This is a genomic window from Lactococcus sp. DD01 (assembly GCF_001578715.1).
Taxonomy (GTDB): Bacteria; Bacillota; Bacilli; order Lactobacillales; family Streptococcaceae; genus Lactococcus; species Lactococcus petauri.
In genome coordinates this window covers 31,742-50,039 of the sequence record NZ_KQ968940.1, presented here as the reverse complement: position 1 = coordinate 50,039, position 18,298 = coordinate 31,742, and the positions used below count along the sequence as shown (strand labels likewise).

Annotated in this window: 19 protein-coding genes; 7 read left to right on the top strand and 12 right to left on the bottom strand. The window is 35.0% G+C overall.

The genetic code is table 11. The features are described from left to right. The 4 genes from LACDD01_RS08070 to LACDD01_RS08055 form a co-directional block, all read right to left on the bottom strand. On the bottom strand, positions 1-853 hold an 853-nt coding region (locus LACDD01_RS08070), incomplete at its 3' end, for a MurR/RpiR family transcriptional regulator (RefSeq protein WP_061414258.1). A 15-nt stretch (positions 854-868) separates the two neighbouring features. Further along, positions 869-1,348 (bottom strand): PTS sugar transporter subunit IIB, encoded by a 480-nt coding sequence (locus LACDD01_RS08065; protein ID WP_019291821.1) that lies wholly within the window; start codon positions 1,346-1,348, stop codon positions 869-871. 38 nt (positions 1,349-1,386) lie between these two features. Then, positions 1,387-2,223, bottom strand: coding sequence for a PTS system mannose/fructose/sorbose family transporter subunit IID (locus LACDD01_RS08060; protein ID WP_061414255.1), 837 nt, complete (start codon positions 2,221-2,223; stop codon positions 1,387-1,389). Continuing rightward, the gene (locus tag LACDD01_RS08055; RefSeq protein WP_061414252.1) at positions 2,216-3,058 is read right to left on the bottom strand and encodes a PTS mannose/fructose/sorbose/N-acetylgalactosamine transporter subunit IIC; all 843 of its coding nucleotides are present in this window, start codon (positions 3,056-3,058) and stop codon (positions 2,216-2,218) included. Before LACDD01_RS08055 ends, LACDD01_RS08060 begins: the two co-directional genes overlap by 8 nt. A gap of 148 nt (positions 3,059-3,206) precedes the next feature. On the opposite strand from LACDD01_RS08055, the gene LACDD01_RS08050 reads away from it, so the two are divergent. After that, the gene (locus LACDD01_RS08050) at positions 3,207-3,980 is read left to right on the top strand and encodes a sulfite exporter TauE/SafE family protein (RefSeq protein ID WP_019291824.1); all 774 of its coding nucleotides are present in this window, start codon (positions 3,207-3,209) and stop codon (positions 3,978-3,980) included. Positions 3,981-4,314: 334 nt separating this feature from the next. Here the strand turns inward: LACDD01_RS08050 and LACDD01_RS08045 are convergent, their stop codons facing one another. Continuing rightward, a complete protein-coding gene (locus tag LACDD01_RS08045; RefSeq protein WP_061414249.1) occupies positions 4,315-5,520 on the bottom strand; it encodes a tyrosine-type recombinase/integrase in 1,206 nt (401 codons plus the stop codon). A 62-nt stretch (positions 5,521-5,582) separates the two neighbouring features. Continuing rightward, entirely contained in the window at positions 5,583-6,218 is a 636-nt protein-coding gene (locus tag LACDD01_RS08040) for a helix-turn-helix transcriptional regulator (protein WP_061414247.1), read from the bottom strand. 267 nt (positions 6,219-6,485) lie between these two features. Here LACDD01_RS08040 and LACDD01_RS08035 point away from each other — a divergent pair, with 267 nt between their 5' ends. The 3 genes from LACDD01_RS08035 (at position 6,486) to LACDD01_RS08025 (ending at position 9,391) form a co-directional block, all read left to right on the top strand. Beyond that, on the top strand, positions 6,486-6,782 hold the full coding sequence (locus tag LACDD01_RS08035; protein ID WP_061414245.1) for a hypothetical protein: 297 nt from the start codon (positions 6,486-6,488) through the stop codon (positions 6,780-6,782). Positions 6,783-6,872: 90 nt separating this feature from the next. Continuing rightward, entirely contained in the window at positions 6,873-8,393 is a 1,521-nt protein-coding gene (locus LACDD01_RS08030) for a hypothetical protein (protein ID WP_061414243.1), read from the top strand. 107 nt (positions 8,394-8,500) lie between these two features. Next, positions 8,501-9,391 (top strand): bifunctional DNA primase/polymerase, encoded by an 891-nt coding sequence (locus LACDD01_RS08025; protein ID WP_061414240.1) that lies wholly within the window; start codon positions 8,501-8,503, stop codon positions 9,389-9,391. Between the two features lie 27 nt (positions 9,392-9,418). On the opposite strand, the gene LACDD01_RS08020 is transcribed toward LACDD01_RS08025, so the two are convergent. Continuing rightward, positions 9,419-9,736, bottom strand: coding sequence for a helix-turn-helix domain-containing protein (locus tag LACDD01_RS08020; RefSeq protein ID WP_061414236.1), 318 nt, complete (start codon positions 9,734-9,736; stop codon positions 9,419-9,421). 141 nt (positions 9,737-9,877) lie between these two features. Here LACDD01_RS08020 and LACDD01_RS08015 point away from each other — a divergent pair, with 141 nt between their 5' ends. Beyond that, positions 9,878-10,711: a PASTA domain-containing protein gene (locus LACDD01_RS08015; RefSeq protein ID WP_061414233.1), complete on the top strand. Its 834-nt coding sequence runs from the start codon at positions 9,878-9,880 to the stop codon at positions 10,709-10,711. Between the two features lie 17 nt (positions 10,712-10,728). Then, the gene (locus LACDD01_RS08010; protein WP_061414231.1) at positions 10,729-11,319 is read left to right on the top strand and encodes a hypothetical protein; all 591 of its coding nucleotides are present in this window, start codon (positions 10,729-10,731) and stop codon (positions 11,317-11,319) included. 248 nt (positions 11,320-11,567) lie between these two features. Here LACDD01_RS08010 and LACDD01_RS08005 read toward each other — a convergent pair whose 3' ends face one another. Further along, the gene (locus LACDD01_RS08005; RefSeq protein WP_061414228.1) at positions 11,568-13,040 is read right to left on the bottom strand and encodes a MutH/Sau3AI family endonuclease; all 1,473 of its coding nucleotides are present in this window, start codon (positions 13,038-13,040) and stop codon (positions 11,568-11,570) included. 84 nt (positions 13,041-13,124) lie between these two features. Between LACDD01_RS08005 and dcm the strand changes: the two genes are divergently transcribed. Continuing rightward, complete coding sequence (gene dcm, locus LACDD01_RS08000; RefSeq protein ID WP_061414226.1) at positions 13,125-14,429, top strand: DNA (cytosine-5-)-methyltransferase; 1,305 nt, start codon at positions 13,125-13,127, stop codon at positions 14,427-14,429. A 221-nt stretch (positions 14,430-14,650) separates the two neighbouring features. Here the strand turns inward: dcm and rpsD are convergent, their stop codons facing one another. From rpsD to LACDD01_RS07980, 4 genes are all read right to left on the bottom strand, one after another. Continuing rightward, positions 14,651-15,262 (bottom strand): 30S ribosomal protein S4, encoded by a 612-nt coding sequence (rpsD, locus tag LACDD01_RS07995; RefSeq protein WP_003133217.1) that lies wholly within the window; start codon positions 15,260-15,262, stop codon positions 14,651-14,653. A 202-nt stretch (positions 15,263-15,464) separates the two neighbouring features. Further along, positions 15,465-16,820 carry an APC family permease gene (locus LACDD01_RS07990; RefSeq protein ID WP_061414224.1) on the bottom strand — a complete coding sequence of 452 codons (1,356 nt, stop codon included), beginning with the start codon at positions 16,818-16,820 and terminating at the stop codon, positions 15,465-15,467. 270 nt (positions 16,821-17,090) lie between these two features. Continuing rightward, the gene (locus LACDD01_RS07985; RefSeq protein ID WP_019293660.1) at positions 17,091-17,540 is read right to left on the bottom strand and encodes a hypothetical protein; all 450 of its coding nucleotides are present in this window, start codon (positions 17,538-17,540) and stop codon (positions 17,091-17,093) included. 113 nt (positions 17,541-17,653) lie between these two features. Continuing rightward, on the bottom strand, positions 17,654-18,298 hold the full coding sequence (locus tag LACDD01_RS07980) for an ATP-binding cassette domain-containing protein (RefSeq protein WP_061414220.1): 645 nt from the start codon (positions 18,296-18,298) through the stop codon (positions 17,654-17,656).

Sequence of the window (18,298 nt, the reverse complement as noted above, 5' to 3'; positions counted from 1 at the left end):
TCACTTCATTTAATTTTTTTATATTTTCAGCCGTTTTCTTCATACGCTTCGTCAATTTCGGTCCAATCATCTCTTCAATAACACCTAGATATAATACTGTGGCCACTTGAAAGGATGACTCAAAAGAAGCAATTGCGCCCACCCGTAACAGGTGCTCTGTTGTAGGTATCGCAATAACACCGCTCACACGTTTACTTATTTCATTAGACTGATTTTTAGTGACAATATAAGATTGAGCACCGCGTTCACGTGCAATATCCAAAGCAGCTAGAACTTCTTTTGTCTCTCCTGAATAAGAAAAACTTAAAACAACGTCTTGCTCATTGAGGTAAGCCAAATTTTCCATCACCATATGCCCATCCCAACTGTGCAAAGCCAGAAAACCAGCCCGGTTAAATTTGTGAGCCAAATCATAAGCAATAACTCCTGATGAACCTACACCAATAAGATAAATTCTCCTCGCTTTTTTCAAAGCAGAAATAGCCTCTTGTATCACTTTTTCATCTAGAAAATTAGCTGTATCCGAAACTGTCGTGGAGAGCATAACAGCAACCTTATCAATAATTGTTGATAAATCATCATTCTTTTGAACGATGGGATCAATCTCTATGATATCGTTTGAAGCTATAGCATTAGAACTTTGCGCCATTGCAATTCTAAATGTATCCAAGCCTTCATAACCGAATTTACGAACAAATCTTGTAATCGCGGAAGCGGATGTATCCGACTGTGCTGCAATTTCAGCAATGCTCATCGTCAGAACATCAGGATGTCGCAAAAAAGTATCCGCCACCCTTTTTTGACTTTGGTTGAGCGCTTCATAATTTTGCTTGATTTCCATTCTGATATTCATAAATATTTCCTTTTTCTATTTATCATCAATCATACTCATAATTGAGGCATCACTTTCACCTGGTACCATACGAGCAGTAATTTTTGTTCCATTTTCTGTTAGTTCCTTGAGCTGTTCTATATCTTGGGGAGATAAAAAGACAGATTTTTTTACCTGAACAGAGTCTTCGCCTTGTTTCGAGATATTTCCCACATTAAATTCGTCCAGTAGTCCAGCATCAACTAAAGCTTTCATATCTCCAATTGTTTTTGTCAAAACAAAAACACGTTCATCACCAAAGCGATTTTCCTTAAAATTCACAATTGCACGGCGAATACTTGACACAGTTAACTTTTTCCCCGCTGGTTTTGCCAACTGCAATGCACCGAGAACCATCTCATCATTCCATGCACTATCATTTACTACATAGAGTCGTTCAGCATTCACTACATTTGACCAAACGGCAGCAACTTGACCATGAATCAAACGCTCATCTACTCTTGCATGTATAATCATTTTACTATTTCCCCATTCTTCTTTCAATTAAAATTCTACTAGTTAAAGAGGTTACCAACAGCATTTAACATAGGCTGTAAATTTCCTAAAATCATACCCAAAGCAATCAGGACAAAAATCAAGCGTGTAGAGTTCATCTTCTTTTTACCTAGAAGCCAGTAGCTAAGTCCGACAATTGCAAGTGGCACAAGCCCTGGTAGAATTTTATCCAACATTTCTTGCACATTCATTGTTACTTCGCCCATTTTATAGGAAAGTTCAAGTTTATAGGTAATCACAGAAGGAATTAAGCCCCCTACCACGGTCAAACCAAGGATAGCTGCTGCATCAGTCAAGACTTTCATTTGTGATGCAAAACCAACAGCAATTTTTTTACCTTGTGCATAACCAATCTGAAGGAATTTCCAGCGAACGACGAGTACAGCTAATCCAATAATCAAAGGAATAATTAAGCTAACAACTTGTCCTGCTTGAGCTAAGTAAGCCGCCATTGAGAAGACAACAGCACGGTAAATAGCAATAAAAAGCGTATCCCCGACACCAGCAAATGGTCCCATTAAACCCGTTTTAAGACCGATAACTGCTTCTTCATCTGTTTCATTGAGTTCTTCTTCCATAGCTATGTTCGCCCCAATAATCAGATGACTCATGGCTGGTGTTGTATTAAAGAACCCAATATGTGTTTTCAAGGCTTTAGCCATTTTTTCTTTATTGTTACCATAAAGGCGACGTAAAGCCGGCATAATTGTGTAGGCATAGCCTAAACCTTGCATACTTTCGTAATTCCACCCCCATTGGAAACCAAAGAGATTGCGAATGTAAACTTTTTTTAAATCTTTTTTTGTGATTTCTGGTTTATTATATTGTTCAGTCATTGAAGTTAACCTCCTCATCTACGTAGAGATTTTCTGATAAATCTGTTCCCGTAGCTGTAGCAGCTACAGGTTGTGGTGCTGCAGCTTCTTTCACTTTATTTTGTTGATTAATTACCGCGATACCAGCAAGTGCAAGTCCAATAAGGGCGACTCCAAGTACTGAAAAAGTCTCAGAAAAGTAAGCCATTAAGGCAAAACCGATGATAAAATAAGACCAATATTTTTTAATCGGGAGATAGTGAAGCAAAATTGCAATACCCATAGCAGGAAGGATTGCTCCTGCCGCTTTTAGTCCATTCATTACCCAAACAGGTATTGCTTCATTAATAAGATTAACGACATGATCACCGAAATAAAGACCAATAAATACTGGAATCATCCGTGATAATGTCCACGAAAATATTCCAAATACGTTGCTCATTTCCACACCACGAGCATTGCCGACTTCAGCAAATTTGGCTGCTCGCTTTTGCCAGAATAAATTAACCATACGACCCAAAATATCCATTTGTGTGAGCAAAAGTCCAATCGGAATAGCGATACCAATGCCGTATTCTACACCTTTACCTGAAAGAATGGCATAGGCTGTTCCCATAATAGCTCCGCTTAAAAAATCAGGAACAGTAGCCCCACCATAAGTTGCGACTCCAAGTGTCATCAACTGTAGCGTTGCACCGACCAGAAGTCCTGTTGTAAGATCTCCCATAACAAACCCTGTAAATGCAGCTGCAAAAAGTGGCGTGTAAGGACCTATTTGAATAGAAATCTGATCTAGTACACCAATGGCTGTATAGACCAGAAGAACAATGATGATTCCAATGGAAAGTGTATCCATATTTCCTCCTCCGCCTTCTTTTGAAAGCGTTTTTATATTTTAGATGATCCTATTGTAGCGAAAACGAAAATATTTGTCAATTATTTTAAAATAAAACACTAAACGAAATCAATTTTCGTTTGGTGTTTTTTTATGTTATACTGTTCGTATGAATATTTTACAATTTTTTCTCTATCCTTTTATCATTATCATAGCAAATGTGATTGGAGCAATCAGTGGCATGGGTGGTGGATTAATCATCAAACCCCTGCTGTCCCTACTTGGATTTCACTCACTGCCTGAAATCGTATTTTATTCTAGCGTGGCTGTCCTTGTTATGGCACTTTCTTCAACAGCGCGCCAAATTAAAAACGGCATCAAAATTAACGCTCGAAATGTTACTTTTTTGTCTATCGGTTCCGTGTTAGGCGGAATGCTCGGACAGCGGGTTTTGCAATTTTCTTTTAAAATTATTGGAAATGAAAATACAGGTCAACTCCAAGCTTTCCTACTAATTATTTTATTATCTGGCGTTTTACTCTTAGGACGATTAAACATTCAGTTTAATAAACAACTCAATACTCTTTATTTCTTATGTGGACTGTCTCTTGGAACCATATCTGTATTTCTAGGAATTGGGGGAGGTCCTTTCAATGTCGCTCTTCTTTTACTGATTTTCCCTCTAAAAATCAAAGAAGCAACGACCTACTCTATCGTTTCTATTTTGTTCTCACAAGTTTCAAATTTAGCTACAACTTTAATTTTTTCGAATGTATTTGCATATGATTTAAACATCTTATGGGTAATCATTCCTGCTGCATTTATTGGAGGACATCTTGGCGCATTACTTAGTGGAAAACTTAGTGATCGGAGTATTAACAGACTCTTTAATATCGTAGTTATCATGATAATGCTTATTACTCTAATACCAGTATTGTTTTAATAGCTCTATCAATTTCAGTATAATTAGGAATACTATTTCATAGCTAGACTAATTTAATTTTTCCTTTCCATATCAGTTCGATAAAAACACTGACAAACAGTGTTTTTTATTTTCATTAAGTATAACTGAACCTAAAGTTTATGAAGTAAATCTTAAACAAAAAAACTCTAAGTCAATCTGACTTAGAGTTATAACTCGTGTGAAACGAGATTACATCATTTTGTTGTAGAATTCAATAGACAAAATCTCTTGTGAACCTTTATGTATAAAGGTTTGTAAGAGATTGTTTTTTATATTTTTAGTTTTAGTTCTGTGTTTAGTTCTGTGTTCTCAATTATGAGCCAAAACCTAACTCTTTTAACGACTCTTTACTAATACGAGCTGTTTCTCTTGCTTTATCTGGCGCAAGATGGCTATAAGTATCCAATGTAATCTTAATACTCGAATGTCCAAGGCGGTGTTGAATTTCTTTATAGTCAGCCCCTGCATTCAGTAAAACACTTGATTGTGTATGACGAAAGCCATGAAAACCGATATCAGGAACTCCAGCTTTTTTATAATGCTTTTTCAAGCGTGTCATACAATTAGAACGTGCACGGAGACCTCCAACATTAGACGGGAATACGACTTCTACATTATAAATCCCTTTTTCCATGAATAACGCTGTCGTTCGATTTTTAAAAGCTAACATCATAGTCAATGTTATCTCATCAAGTGGAAGTTCTCGCATACTTGACTGTGATTTAGTTTTTTCTTGTAATTGCACTTTACGAGTCAGTGTTTTTCGGATAGTAACACTACCTTTTTCAAAGTCAAAGTCATCCCATGTCAATGCTAAAGCTTCATTCACGCGCACACCAGTAGCTATTAAAAACATATATAAAGTAGTATCCCAGCGATTACCATATGTATCTGGAAGACTATTCAAATAGGAAAAAAATTTTTTCAAGTTATCTGAATCAAAATATTTCAGAGCCTCTAACGCCTCTTCCTTCACTTTACCAACAGAAACCATTTTAGCTGGATTATCCTTAATCACTCCTAATTCAAATCCATATTGTAAAATACGTCGAATAGTTCCAAGATGCAACTTCACATTCTTAGCACTTCCTGTTGGTCGTGCTCTTTTTCCTTTTACAGCCACATTAGTACTTTGAACCCAGCTATTGATAATTGATTGGATTAATGGGGTGTTAATTTTTTCTAGTTTATATTTACCTAAAGCGGGCAAAATATAAACATTGAAAGAACTCCACATTGTTTCTGCAGAATTTTCCGTCACTGCTGTTTTATATCCTGCAAACCAATCTAGAGCAAGCTCTTCAAAATTTTTAAACTTGTTTACTTTCCGAAGTGTTGTTTTCCCATTTGCTTCAAACTCATTGATTTTCTGACGTTCAAGATTCTTAATATCAGATTTTTTACTGGCAGAAATTGTCGTATAACGCCCAACACCTGCTAAACTGTCTGTTCCTAAGTATACACGCTTTTTGTATACAATCGTACCATCTTTTTTCTTTGTTTCTTTAATATCACTCATTAATTTTCTCCTGTACCATATGTCGGGCGGACAGGTTTGGTTATTGAGAAAATGTTTGAGTATTAAATACTCCTTCGGTTACGGATGCCAAGGATTACTGTTTCAAGTACAGCTATATCTGTCTTGTTTAATTTTTTACCATCAATACGCAAATCCATATACTTAAGTAGATTCTTAGCCTCAATAAAATTTAAGTCTAATTGGTGTTCAACATTCAGTGATAATTTTTTGTTGATATTATACTTCCCATCACTCTCATTATCTAGAGTTTCAGCTTCATAGTCCTTAATGATCCCTGTATTAGTATCAATTAATGTCAGTAAGGATTCGATAATACCAATAACACTTGTTTTTTCTCTTTCATTAAGAATAAAATAGTTGCTGTGCTCTAAATCAGTTAATAAAATACTCCTCAGCTCTTCAACGTCATATACACGATTACTGTTTGGAGAGATAATAGGAAAGCTTGGCGATATTGTTTTAAAAAAATTATTTAAGATATCTTGGTAAGCATCTACGCCTTGAGATGATAAAGAAGCTATCCCTTTTACTATAGAAAAGAACATGCTTACAGTTGGGAACTTCTTCCCTTTTTCAACATTAGACATGAAGGGTTGAGTGACCCCTACTTTTTCTGCAACACTAGTGAGTGTACTCCCGTACTTGTATCGTTCTTCTTTTAAAAATTCTCCTAGCATTATGCCTCCTTTTTTAATATAACCGGTAATATAACTTATTACTTGACTTCAAAAAATCTTTCTGTTAAAATCGAAACCATACTCGGTTATGATTACTGATTATATTTTACCATGAAATGAAAGGTCATTCAACTAAAAAGATGAAAAAATATCGTGCCCCTCCTCCTAAGAAAAACAACAAACAAAAAAAAGCCTCACTTCTCCGCCAAGAGGTGTGGCTTGGTAAATTATCTTATTCCTATTATAACATAGGACAGGGGGAAATAAATGGATAAAGACAATCCAATCTCTATTACATTTCTGAGCAAAGAAGCTCAAAATGAAATTTCAAAATCAGTAGCAAATTGTATTGAACAAGCAACAAATGATACATTTGAATTCAAGAGCTATCCTGAGTTACTGTCACAAAAACAAGCCTGTGAATTTCTTCAGGTTAATCCAAATACTTTGTATTCCTATGAACAATACGGATTGAAACGTTACAGCCCTCCTATTGAAGACAGCCGTAAAGTTTGGTATCTCAAAAAAGAGATTTTGAGCTTCATCGGAGTAACAGAAACTTAACAAAAAATAATTAGAAATGTCGGGCGGACAGGTTTGGTTATTGAAAAACTTCGCATCGTTCGTCATTTTTTAAAATCAAAAGGAGACATTATGTCACTTGAAACTAATATCAAAACTACAATCGCTCTTCCATGGGAAGAGCTTGAAAATATTGATGCAGCTTTGTTGCCTAAATTTTTATCTAAAGTAAAAGTTATTCCTAAGGACCCAGAAGGAAAGTATACTGATGATATTAATTTGTATCTCAACAATGGCTTGGAATCAGCAGGGATTAAATTTGAAGGTACAAAAGTCCCTCGCTTTATTGTCCTTATTCTTGATTATCTCCATGGAGGAGTTACTTTCAAAAATGGACAAGTCTATTTCACGCGCAATTTGCAATATCATACTTTATCAGAACATAAAATGACTCAGATGTATAAAATGCCTAAGGGGCGTGATTTTAGTCCGCAAGAAGTATTAGAGATTATTCAATTTATAGACTCTCATCTTCACATTGACCCCGTAAAAACACTGAAGGAGTTTACTATCGCAGGTACTGATTTCCAAATTGATTTAGAGAAAAAAACTGTGATTTCGGAAGCTCCACAAGAAACAAATTCCTACTTTAAAGTATTTGAGTGTTCCTATGAAGATGTGAAAGCTCTAGTGTCTTTGTATAAGGAATTCCTTCAATCTGTTATCTATGATGCTGATAGCTTGCATAATGCGCGGCTTCAACCTCTCTATACTATGATGGTCGCAATGCGTTTAGTGTCAAAATCAAAGTTCTTCGTAAGTAAATCAGGCGTCCGTACTGGTAAAGGTCTTCGCCATAAGGTTCTTTCATCAATTTTTGAAACAAAACCTGTTTCTCTTGATGCTCTGTCAGGGATGACAAGTGACTTAGGTTGGGCTTCCTTTGATGGCGGTGAGATGTTATTGGTAACTGAAGCAGGAGCAATCACACAAAAAATGGAACGCAACCTTAAAGTACTTGCTACCGAAAGCACACATACAGCGCGTACTATTGGGAAAGACTATGCAGATATTAACCTCACAGGAGTTTTAACAATCGATTCTAACGAGAATATCTTATTATCTGAAGATATGAAAAGTCGTCTGGTAAATATTGCCTTCAAGGACCGTCCGAATGGGGAGACTGACGGACAACGTGAAGCGTTCTTTCAAGAGTATTGGGGAAAATTTACACAGTCAAGTACAACTTCATCAGGGCGGGATGCCCTGCCTATTTCTGGACTTGCAGCTTTATTAGACTCTTTTTATTATTGGGAAGAGAATGATTACCAATTTGACTTTAAACACGTTGAAATGAATAATCTTCAAAACAGTACACAACTTGATGACGTACAGCTCCTTGTTTTAGGAGAAATTCACAAAACTGAAGAGGATTATGTGGTAAAAACAGACAATGACGTCTTACAAAATCTTTTACGTGAAACATATTCTGGTAAAGGAAGCTCCCAAAAGCGTAAAGCCGCCTTGGATTTAATTGGAATGGTAGAGGGCTCTATTTTTAAGGGAAAAACTTTACGTGTAATTAAAAAGACCAACAATGAGCGCTTTAATAAAGCTATGGTACTTTATAAACAATGGCTGACTGAACAGTAAAAAAAATGACATTACGTTATTACGCTTATTACGCATTCTTTTATAAGTACTCTCTTAGGAAAAGCGTAATATCTGTAATAGCGTAATTTTTATATGGAAGGAACTTTATGACAAATTTTAAACAAAAAGCACGAAAACTTTATGAAAAAGGATATCAATGTATTCCTGTATTAAAAGATAAGAAACAACCTTCTTATAAGTTTGCAGGCATTGATATTACAGAAAGTGTAATCGAACAATGGGATTGGCAAGATAAACAAATCGCCATGCTTGCGCGTGGTGTTTGGTTTATTGATATTGATACACATACTCTTTCTCCTGAACTTAAAGAAGAAATTCGCAAAGGATTAATTGACAAAGGTTTAGACTATCTCTATCAACTTCCTTACAAAGACACGAATTTTGAAGGATATTCTACTCTCTACAAATCTCCATACTTTGAAGAAGTAATGACAAATGCTAAGACAAGCTATGTGGAGGTAACAAAGACTGGTGGTCTTCATATTATTTTCAAGAAAAAGTCTTCTTCTTCGCTAACTTATCAACAAAAGATTGATGTATTCAAGGATAGTTTCGGGTCTGGAGTGGATATCAAAGCAAATGATAATAACTATTGTATTATTTCCCCAAGTGAAGGATACGTACCTGTTATTCAAAAAGAGCCTTGTGAGTATCAAGGAAAGCTAGAGGAACACTTATTTAATAACACTGTACAGAAACAACGTGAAATTGCACAAGCTATGTTTCCAGAATATGCTACCCCACGCAGTGCCTGTCCTAATGGTAATTTAGCATACCAACGTATTGTAGAAGGGACATCCACAGCAAGGAATAATGACTTGTTCATTGCTTGTTGTTATGCTTTTCAGCATGAAATCTCAATTGAACCACTCGCTGTACTGATTGATACTGAAAATACCCAAGGAGATGTCTTCACGCGCGAAGAATTTATCCATACTGCAAAATCAGCTAAGAATACAATTCAACATAATAAATAAAACATAAAAAAGTTAGGTGTATTTTTCCTAACTTTTTTTATCTTCTACAATATTATTTGCTTGTTCAACAATGGCAACAAACTCCAAGAAAGACTCCATCTGCTTTTCGGATAATCCTGACATCTTAATAGTCACTTCATCTGATATCCCTAGTAAGTAGTCTGATGAGGTATTAAGGATATCACATATCTTTATCAGTACATCAACTGATGGATAGGTAATACCTTGCTCATAAGCAGAAATAGCTCCCTTTGAAGCATTTAACCGTTTTGCCAATTCAAGCTGTGTCAATCCCTTACTTTTTCTTACAGCTTTTAATTTCTCTCCAAAATATTCCATTCCCATTACAGTACCTCTGTATCAATCATATTAAAACAAAATACAACTACAGTAATATGTATGCTATTATAGTTTGACCTTCATGCGTATTTTTATTATACTTAATAGTACAAATACAAATTAAGATATACTTAAGGAGAACAAATTTTGAAAAAATTAAACATTCCACGCTGGACTTATATAGCTATTCCGCTCTTAGCTTGTCTTATTTTTGTAGTAATAGCCAGCTTATTTAGCCCAAGCTCTACAGACGCAAAAAATAAAGATACAAAAACCACCCAAGAACACCCAAAAAAAATACCCGTTGATATGATAGAAATACCTGATATTTCTCTTAAAAGCAAAGAGGAAGCTGATGCGCTTTTAAAACAAGCTGGAGTGAAAGTGCAGTATGTAACTGGGAACTTTGCCGATGATGTAAGTGAGTATACTACATTCATTCCCAAAAATACTGTTAATTATGATGAAAGTCAAAAATCTGTTAAACACTACTCTTCGGGTGATGGCTGGGATATGGAAGCATTCACCGAAGCTGATTATATCAACAAATCTGATACATTGATTGTCAAAGTCGCAGATATGGATTACAAATATCGTTCTACAGACAATACGGATGGTAGCTCTAAGGATACCTCAAATACAACATTCCAACCTACAACAGTTTACGATGAAGGGGGAATAAAACTCGAACAAACTAACTGGAATTCATTTAAAGTTACAAATAATACCAACCAAGTAATATCTGTTAAAGACATTAATTTAGATATAGATGGTCAAGAGGTAAATCCATGGTCCTTAGGTCTTCTTTGGAAAGATGTAGCTGTAGGTAAAAGTATCATTGGTAGTATCACTGATTATGATGGCAGTGGATTGTTAACAAAAGGAAAGACATTACATGGCATTATAGAATTTGATGATGAGGATTGGAATGCACTAGGAACGGCTGAATTCAATCTCGTCCTAGAGAATACAATTAAATAATTAACGGACATATTTAAATGAATAAACTAAATAAATTTTTGGGTATATTGACAATAGGAATTATCGCAATTTTAGCTTTTTTCCCTTTTAGATCAACAATGAGTGGTTGGGGAGAAATGACAGGGAGCTTACTTATACCGAAAAGTATAGATAGTATGCTTGGAGAAACCTTAAATGCTCTAAGAATACAAAGAATCATAGAAATCATAGTATTCATTATAATAATGTCTATATATTTCAATATGAGTAAGAAGGGCAAATACACCCAATCAAATACAAAATTTAAAACATTTTTAGGAGTAACAATAGCTTGGTGTACTTTCATTATTAGCGTCTTACTTCCCGGACTAGATTTTGCTTTTTCATCTCCCCATTTTTATAAAGTTAATATTATTTTAATGCTCTTCTTCCCAATAGGATTAAAAATATCAACGATATTAGTTACATCTTCTAAAAAATCTAAAGGTACTAATACCTCTAAAAGCCCTTCTAATAATAAAAATCAAACTTCTGACCTTTATATTACTTGTAATAATTGCTATATGGATAACGAGCCTGATAGGATACGTTGCAAAAGATGCTCAAGAACTCTTGATAAAACGAATTAAACGTAGATTCACTTTTTACATTAAGCATTACTTCCGTCAGGAATTGAAGCAGGAATGCTCCTGCTTTTTATTATATGCAAGTTTCTATTTTCAATTTCAAAAATTTGGTTCTTATGAATTGATAGAATAGCAATATAAAATAATCTTTTATGATGCGAATTGAAACCTCTTTTTTATAATATTTCGTAAACAAAAAGATATCAAAAAGAAACAAAAACTCTGTATCAAAGATACAGAGTTATCTATCTTTACACATAGTCTATCTTATTTAACATCTCAACTAAAACTGTGCCTTTTATCCAAAATTGTTGCTGATAAATATCATATCCATTTAATTTCAGTGGTTTCTTAGTAGAGTCTGTACTTGTCCCCCTTAAGAAAATCGCATAATCTTTTGACTTAGGGAAATTAGTAGCTTCTTGAATTGTACCTGTTTTCTTATTAAGTCTTAATTCTCCACTTTTATTTCTGACTCCTTCTACTTTGAATTCATTATTAAAAAGTAAATAACGTACTTGATCCCATGTTTTCTTCACCTCACTGTTGATAAATTCGTCATCAAATGAAAGTCGTTTAAATCCTTTAAAAATATTTTTCTCTAGTGGTGAGCTATTGTATGCTTCTTCAAATATAGAAAACAACAAAGTTTGATTTGCAAAAAATTCATAAATTGAAGAACATTCAAAGTCTCTTCTTGGGTCACTCCATTCTAAAAAATCAATTGTATCAAATTTTGTATCTTCCGTACGAGCACCTTTATTTGTTAAAGTAAGAGTTTTAGGAATTGTACCTATCTTAGCAAAAGTATCTATCTTTCTTAATTTACCTGATTTTATTCCAAATGCAGCTGTCATAATCTTTTCCGTAATGGACTTATTCACTTTACCATCACTATTTCTGACTAACTCTAAATCCAAAATTCTAGCTATTTCTTCGATACTTTTGTCTTTATATTTCATAGTGAAATTTTCAAGAATTTCATCTAGCTCTTTATAATTCGAAAATTTATTTTTTCCATATAATGGCTGAAACTCTTTTCCTAAAAATTTTTGCACGATGGTAGTTAATGTTTGTCTACGCAACCTAAATCTTGGTGGGTGAGGATATTTTGGAGCTGTATCCATATAAAGCATTTGATTTCTCAATTTAGAGATTTTAGGATATTCGATGTCGGGATTCAAATTATTTTCCTTAACATTAATAATAAAATCTCGCACAACCTGCCAATCATTAAGTAAAATTTCTATATCCTCTTTACTAAACTCATGAAACTGATAATTTTGGATTGGAAATTTAGCGTATTCTGAAGCAGGGACTGTTGTTTCTGAATCATATAAGTAATAAATAAGTAGCATGTGCTCCATCTTATGCCACAACATAGAACTGTAAAACTCTTCTTCTACTATTTTATTAGGACTCACTGCTGTTATACTCATTGGCTCTTTCGCTTCCACAGAGTATATTCCTTTTTTTGAAATTTTTAATCCCGTAGTTTTCAACTCAGTATCTATACCGTCCACAATTAAATCAGCTTCTTGTTTATTATCTGCTGGATACCCAAGAACTGATTGTTCAATGACATCTCCAGCAATACCTGTAATTTTTGGGTTTAATATAGTTTTATTAAATACATTATTTTTATCTACTTCTCCTAAAGTGCATCCGATAACATTATCAAAAATTTCAATAAGTTCTTTTTTAGTAAATACATGATTCGGCATAAATTACCTCATTCCAGTTTTATAACTTGATCTTTTGCCACTTTTATTTTATAATAGTATTATCAATTTTTCAAAGGAATACACATGGAACAATTAAAAATATTTTCAATGTTTGATGGAGTAGGCGGTTTTACCGTTGGTCTGAATAACTCAAATGAAAAATTATTCAAAACAACCTACTCAAATCAATTTGAACCATCAAGAAAGTCTCAAGACGCCTTTGAAGTTGGCGTATACAATTATCCTGATATAGAGCATATAAATACTGATGTAGAGAAAATTGACATTAGTAAGTTTGAAGAAATGCGCGACAAAGGTGTGAATATGATTGTCGGAGGATTTCCTTGTCAAGATTATTCTGTTGCACGTTCTAAGAAACTAGAAATGGGTATTGAAGGAAAAAAAGGAGTTCTGTTTTGGGAAATCATTAGAGCTGTACAAACCATACAACCAAAATATTTGATATTAGAAAATGTCGACAGACTACTCAAGTCTCCATCAAGTCAGCGAGGAAGAGACTTTGCAATCATGCTTTCTGCTTTTAATGCATTAAACTATTCTGTAGAATGGCGAGTTATCAATGCGGCAGATTATGGTCGTGCTCAACGTAGAAGACGCGTTTTCTTTTACGTCTATCACAACAGCACCCCTTTTGCTAAAAAAATAGACGAAAAGTATGAACCAACTACACTAGATTTAATTACTGATGAACATCTATATGATGAATATATTTTCAAAGATGGTTTATTTTCTAGACAATTCCCTATAAAGCAAACTCCAAATAAAAACCGTTCAGCTTTTTACCAACTCTCTAATGATATAGTTAATGTATCTGATAATTTCACAGGGACAGTTTGGAACACCGGTATAATGAGGTATGGACGTTACTTTACTATTGACACCGAGCCAATAAAAGAGAAAGCTATTACTTTGGGAGAAATCCTTCAAAAAGAAAGTGAAGTACCAGAAGAATTTTATATTACGGACCCAGATAAGATAGAGAAATTTAATTATCTAAGGGGCTCTAAAAAAATTGAGCGAACCACACCTGATGGACATAAGTGGATTTATTCAGAAGGAGGAATGTCCCCATTTGACTCATTAGAATTACCAGCCAGAACGATGCTTACCAGTGAAGGCTCAATTAATCGCTCTACCCATTTATTAAAAATTAATAATCGTTATCGATTACTTACCCCAATTGAAGCGGAAAGAATACAGGACTTTCCTGATGATTGGACAAAATACAAAAAGTCTTCTGATGGAACAATAAAAGAAGTTTCTACTCGGATGCGTATGTTTTTTATGGGAAATGCATTAGTCACTGAAATAGTAAAAAGAATTGGAGACGAGCTCGAAAATATACTTACAGAATATGACAAAGAATAGCTTAAAAAGAAGCTATTCTTTTTTATTATTCCTCATAATAAAAAGTAAATCAAAAAAAAGCCCTGTATCAAAGATACAGAGCATTTCCGCCCGACAAAGTTTAGTTCTGTTTTTAGTTCTGCTTCTATTGAAACCTAACATTATGTATCAAAACATAAAATCTATCAAAAGCTGATACTTAAGTGATATTGTAAGGTAATAAATCCTAACAAATTCACTGATTACATCATTTTGTTGTAGAATTCGACGATAAGTGCTTCGTTGATTTCTGTGTTGATTTCATCGCGTTCTGGAAGACGAACGAGTGAACCTTCAAGTTTATCAGCATCGAATGATACGAAGTTTGGACGTCCTTTAGTTGCTTCAACAGCTTCAAGGATTGCAGGAACTTTCATAGATTTTTCACGAACTGAAATAACTTGACCAGGTGCTACGCGGTATGATGGAATATCAACGCGTTTACCATCAACGAGGATGTGACCGTGGTTTACGAATTGACGTGCTTGACGACGTGTAGTTGCAAGACCAAGACGGAATACAACGTTATCCAAACGTTGTTCAAGCAAAGTCATGAAGTTGAAACCAAGAGTTCCTTCTTTAACACGTGTAGCTGCTACAAACAAGTTACGGAATTGACGTTCAGAAACACCGTAAGTGAAACGGAGTTTTTGTTTTTCAGCCAATTGCAAACCGTATTCAGAAAGTTTTGAACGGTTGTTAGGGCCGTGTTGACCAGGTACGTAGTTACGACGTGCAAGTTCTTTACCAGAACCTGTAAGTGAGATGCCGAGACGGCGTGATTGTTTCCAAGATGGACCAGTATAACGTGACATATTAATGTCTCCTTCAAATTTTTTTGAAGAATATTGACAGCCTCGAATTCGTGCATTTCACTTTCGCCTTACAGCTTCGGTTACTTCGTAACAAGGGAAATGTTGACGAGTTTTCTAGCTGACTGCTATATTCAACTTTACTATTTTAGCAAAATTATTAAAAACTGTCAACATGACAAGTGAATCATTTATAGTGTTCTTCTTATTTAGATTTTACTTTAACAACTGCTGCAACACTATCGCTGCTTCGCTTCATTTTCGTCTGGTAATAAAACACAGGAATGCCGGCTAGCGTAATAGCAATCCCAATCATCGCAAGAACGGGCTGCTGTGTAATAGTCGTCCACATGATAAACAAGGCACCCAACATTCCAATGACAGGAAGGACAGGGTAAAGTACAACCTTATATGGACGGTGCAAATTTGGCTCCTTTTTGCGGAGGATAAATACTGCAAGAATTAACAAGAAGGAGAAAAACCACATTACAAAGATGACCAGATTTGTCAGGATATCAAAGGAACCTGCTGCCATAAAGATGCAAGCTAAACTCCCAACCAAGGCCGTTGAAACAAAGGGAATGGCATTTTTATTGAGTTTACTCAAGTGTTTTGAGAAAGGAAGTGAGTTTTCTAAAGCTAGAGCATAAGGCACACGAATTGCTGTCATTGTGTAGCCATTGAGCGTGCCATAAACAGAAACTAAAATCCCAATCGTTACGAGCTTACCACCATTTACACCAAATAATTTTTGTGCAGCATCTGAAGCTGTATTTGCATTTCCTGCAATCTGATCCAGAGGCAGAACTTTTAAAAACCCTAAGCTAATGGCAATATAAATAAATGAAATAACCAATAGACCGATGGTGATAACTTTCGACAAATGTTTTTGCGGATTTTTCATCTCACCGGCGATATTCCCTACATTCATCCAGCCGTCAAAGGCAAACAAACTCGCGACCAAAGCGCCACCAAGACCGGCAAAGAATCCGATATTTTGTCCCGCCTGAATTGGAAACAACTGCACATCCACTTGCGAATTGGTTGTTAAACCAAAAATAATAATCAAAAAGATTGGGATTAATTTTAAAATCGAAGTCACTTGCTGAAAACGTGAAGTAAAACGTGAACCCAGTAGATTAATAGACATGATAGTTAAAATAGAGGCAATAGCGATAGGTAATAATAAGCCTTGAGGTAGGCCAAGCAAGTTCAGAACTTGTGTGGCAAAGATTATTCCTAGGGCTGCCATATTTCCAGGATTATAAATTAATACTTGTACCCAGCCAAAAAGAAAGCCCACTAGTTTTCCATAACTGTGCTCTAAATATTTTACAGCACCACCTGTTTCCGGAATGGCAGCTGCAAGTTCAGCAACACTGAGTCCCGCACAAATCGTTAAAATACCACCCACTGCCCAAGCAAGCAAAGTTAGCGAAGCAGATTGGGTTACTGCAACCATCGCAGCAATTTTGAAGAATACTCCTGCTCCAATAACCGTTCCTACAACAATAGATAAGGCTCCGAAAAAACCGACATCATTTTTCAAGTCTTTTTCCATATAATATCTTCCTTAAATAATATATTCACTAATTTTTTTAGTGTTATGCACTATTATACTTTAAGTACTTCTACACACCTAACAATTTGCGGGACTTTAGGAGCTTGTTAAGCAAATGTAATTCTTTAGATGAATTAAAGAACAAAAAACTCAGCTACGAAAACTTCTCAGCAAACACAACTCAATGGCTGTCCGAAGACAACATCTTTTTATCCACTGCTATTTTTTCAAACCAATCTTACAGAAGACCATGAACAATCTCCTTAAAAATTAATACCAGTTTGTTGGGTTATACCAACAAGAAAATGTAGCAGAAGATCTTCCATAAGTAGTTGCAAGTGCCCATTGTTTAAATCCAGCATTTGCTACTTGACTTCTCGTACCTACTTTAGCTTTAGCACCATGTCTTTGATATCTAGAGCTGTAATGGTTAGAATGTCCTCTTTTCATTCTTCCCCAATCATAAAGGTCAGAAAAATATACCCATCTCCCTGAAGCATGATTAATAGCTGGTCTTGCTTTCTTATTGGTGTTAGACCCTAAATTACTTTCTACAATATTACCTTCAGGGTCAAAATGGATATATCCCTCAGAATCTGATGTATGTGTGATATCCCCATATGGCTCTTGTTTGTCCGCAAAAGCCACTGAACCACCTAGGAAACCGCCGAACAGTCCAAAAGAAAGTACTAAAGTTGCTAAATATATCATTTTTTTCATATTTACCTCCAAAAATTTTTTATATACAATGTCGCTGTGTCTCCGATAATTTTAAAGCCGAGGATTGTTCATGATCTTGTGTAGGGTTGATTTAAAAAAATGGTAGCGCAAAATTAAAGTTCTATGCTTTTATTCCCTTTCTTTGCCAGTTCCTCATCATGGGTGACAATGATTACTGATTTCCCCTCTATTGATTGTTGAAATAAAATATCCGTAACGATATCTCTGTTGAGCGAATCTAAAGAACCTGTGGGTTCATCCGCTAAGATAAGTATGGATGGCTTTAAAATAATTCGCGCGAGTGCAACGCGCTGTTTTTCTCCCCCAGATAAACTGCTAATCATTGTGGATAGTTTTTTATTTAAATTGACCGCATTCAGTGCCTCCTTTTTTTGTTTTACTTTCTCTTTCCTACTTAATTTGCTATATTTTAAGCCTATTTCTAAATTAAAATTAATTGTTTCTTCTTCAACTAGACCGAAATCTTGAAATAAAAATGATATTTTATTTCTCTTGATTTTTAGTTTTTCTTTTCCTTTCAGCTCTGACGCTTCAATACCTTCAAATAAATATTCTCCTGAACTTACCGTGTCGTTCATCCCTAGTATGTTTAACAGCGTCGTCTTTCCAGAACCACTGACACCTTTGATGGTAACAAAATCACCCTTATTTACAGTAAACGCATTGATTGAAAAAATGGGTTTATCCTGTATCTTTTTTTGGATGTTAGATAGAGAGACTATTTCGTTTTTATTCAT

Bases quoted from the DNA above. Each gene is read 5' to 3' on its own strand.
- LACDD01_RS08005 (WP_061414228.1), bottom strand. From the start codon at position 13,040: ATGCCGAATCATGTATTTACTAAAAAAGAACTTATTGAAATTTTTGAT.
- rpsD (WP_003133217.1), bottom strand. From the start codon at position 15,262: ATGTCACGTTATACTGGTCCATCTTGGAAACAATCACGCCGTCTCGGC.
- dcm (WP_061414226.1), top strand. From the start codon at position 13,125: ATGGAACAATTAAAAATATTTTCAATGTTTGATGGAGTAGGCGGTTTT.
- LACDD01_RS08035 (WP_061414245.1), top strand. From the start codon at position 6,486: ATGGATAAAGACAATCCAATCTCTATTACATTTCTGAGCAAAGAAGCT.
- LACDD01_RS08030 (WP_061414243.1), top strand. From the start codon at position 6,873: ATGTCACTTGAAACTAATATCAAAACTACAATCGCTCTTCCATGGGAA.
- LACDD01_RS07990 (WP_061414224.1), bottom strand. From the start codon at position 16,820: ATGGAAAAAGACTTGAAAAATGATGTCGGTTTTTTCGGAGCCTTATCT.
- LACDD01_RS07985 (WP_019293660.1), bottom strand. From the start codon at position 17,540: ATGAAAAAAATGATATATTTAGCAACTTTAGTACTTTCTTTTGGACTG.
- LACDD01_RS08050 (WP_019291824.1), top strand. From the start codon at position 3,207: ATGAATATTTTACAATTTTTTCTCTATCCTTTTATCATTATCATAGCA.
- LACDD01_RS08045 (WP_061414249.1), bottom strand. From the start codon at position 5,520: ATGAGTGATATTAAAGAAACAAAGAAAAAAGATGGTACGATTGTATAC.
- LACDD01_RS08010 (WP_061414231.1), top strand. From the start codon at position 10,729: ATGAATAAACTAAATAAATTTTTGGGTATATTGACAATAGGAATTATC.
- LACDD01_RS08020 (WP_061414236.1), bottom strand. From the start codon at position 9,736: ATGGGAATGGAATATTTTGGAGAGAAATTAAAAGCTGTAAGAAAAAGT.
- LACDD01_RS08060 (WP_061414255.1), bottom strand. From the start codon at position 2,223: ATGACTGAACAATATAATAAACCAGAAATCACAAAAAAAGATTTAAAA.
- LACDD01_RS08055 (WP_061414252.1), bottom strand. From the start codon at position 3,058: ATGGATACACTTTCCATTGGAATCATCATTGTTCTTCTGGTCTATACA.
- LACDD01_RS08025 (WP_061414240.1), top strand. From the start codon at position 8,501: ATGACAAATTTTAAACAAAAAGCACGAAAACTTTATGAAAAAGGATAT.
- LACDD01_RS07980 (WP_061414220.1), bottom strand. From the start codon at position 18,298: ATGAATAAAAACGAAATAGTCTCTCTATCTAACATCCAAAAAAAGATA.
- LACDD01_RS08040 (WP_061414247.1), bottom strand. From the start codon at position 6,218: ATGCTAGGAGAATTTTTAAAAGAAGAACGATACAAGTACGGGAGTACA.
- LACDD01_RS08065 (WP_019291821.1), bottom strand. From the start codon at position 1,348: ATGATTATACATGCAAGAGTAGATGAGCGTTTGATTCATGGTCAAGTT.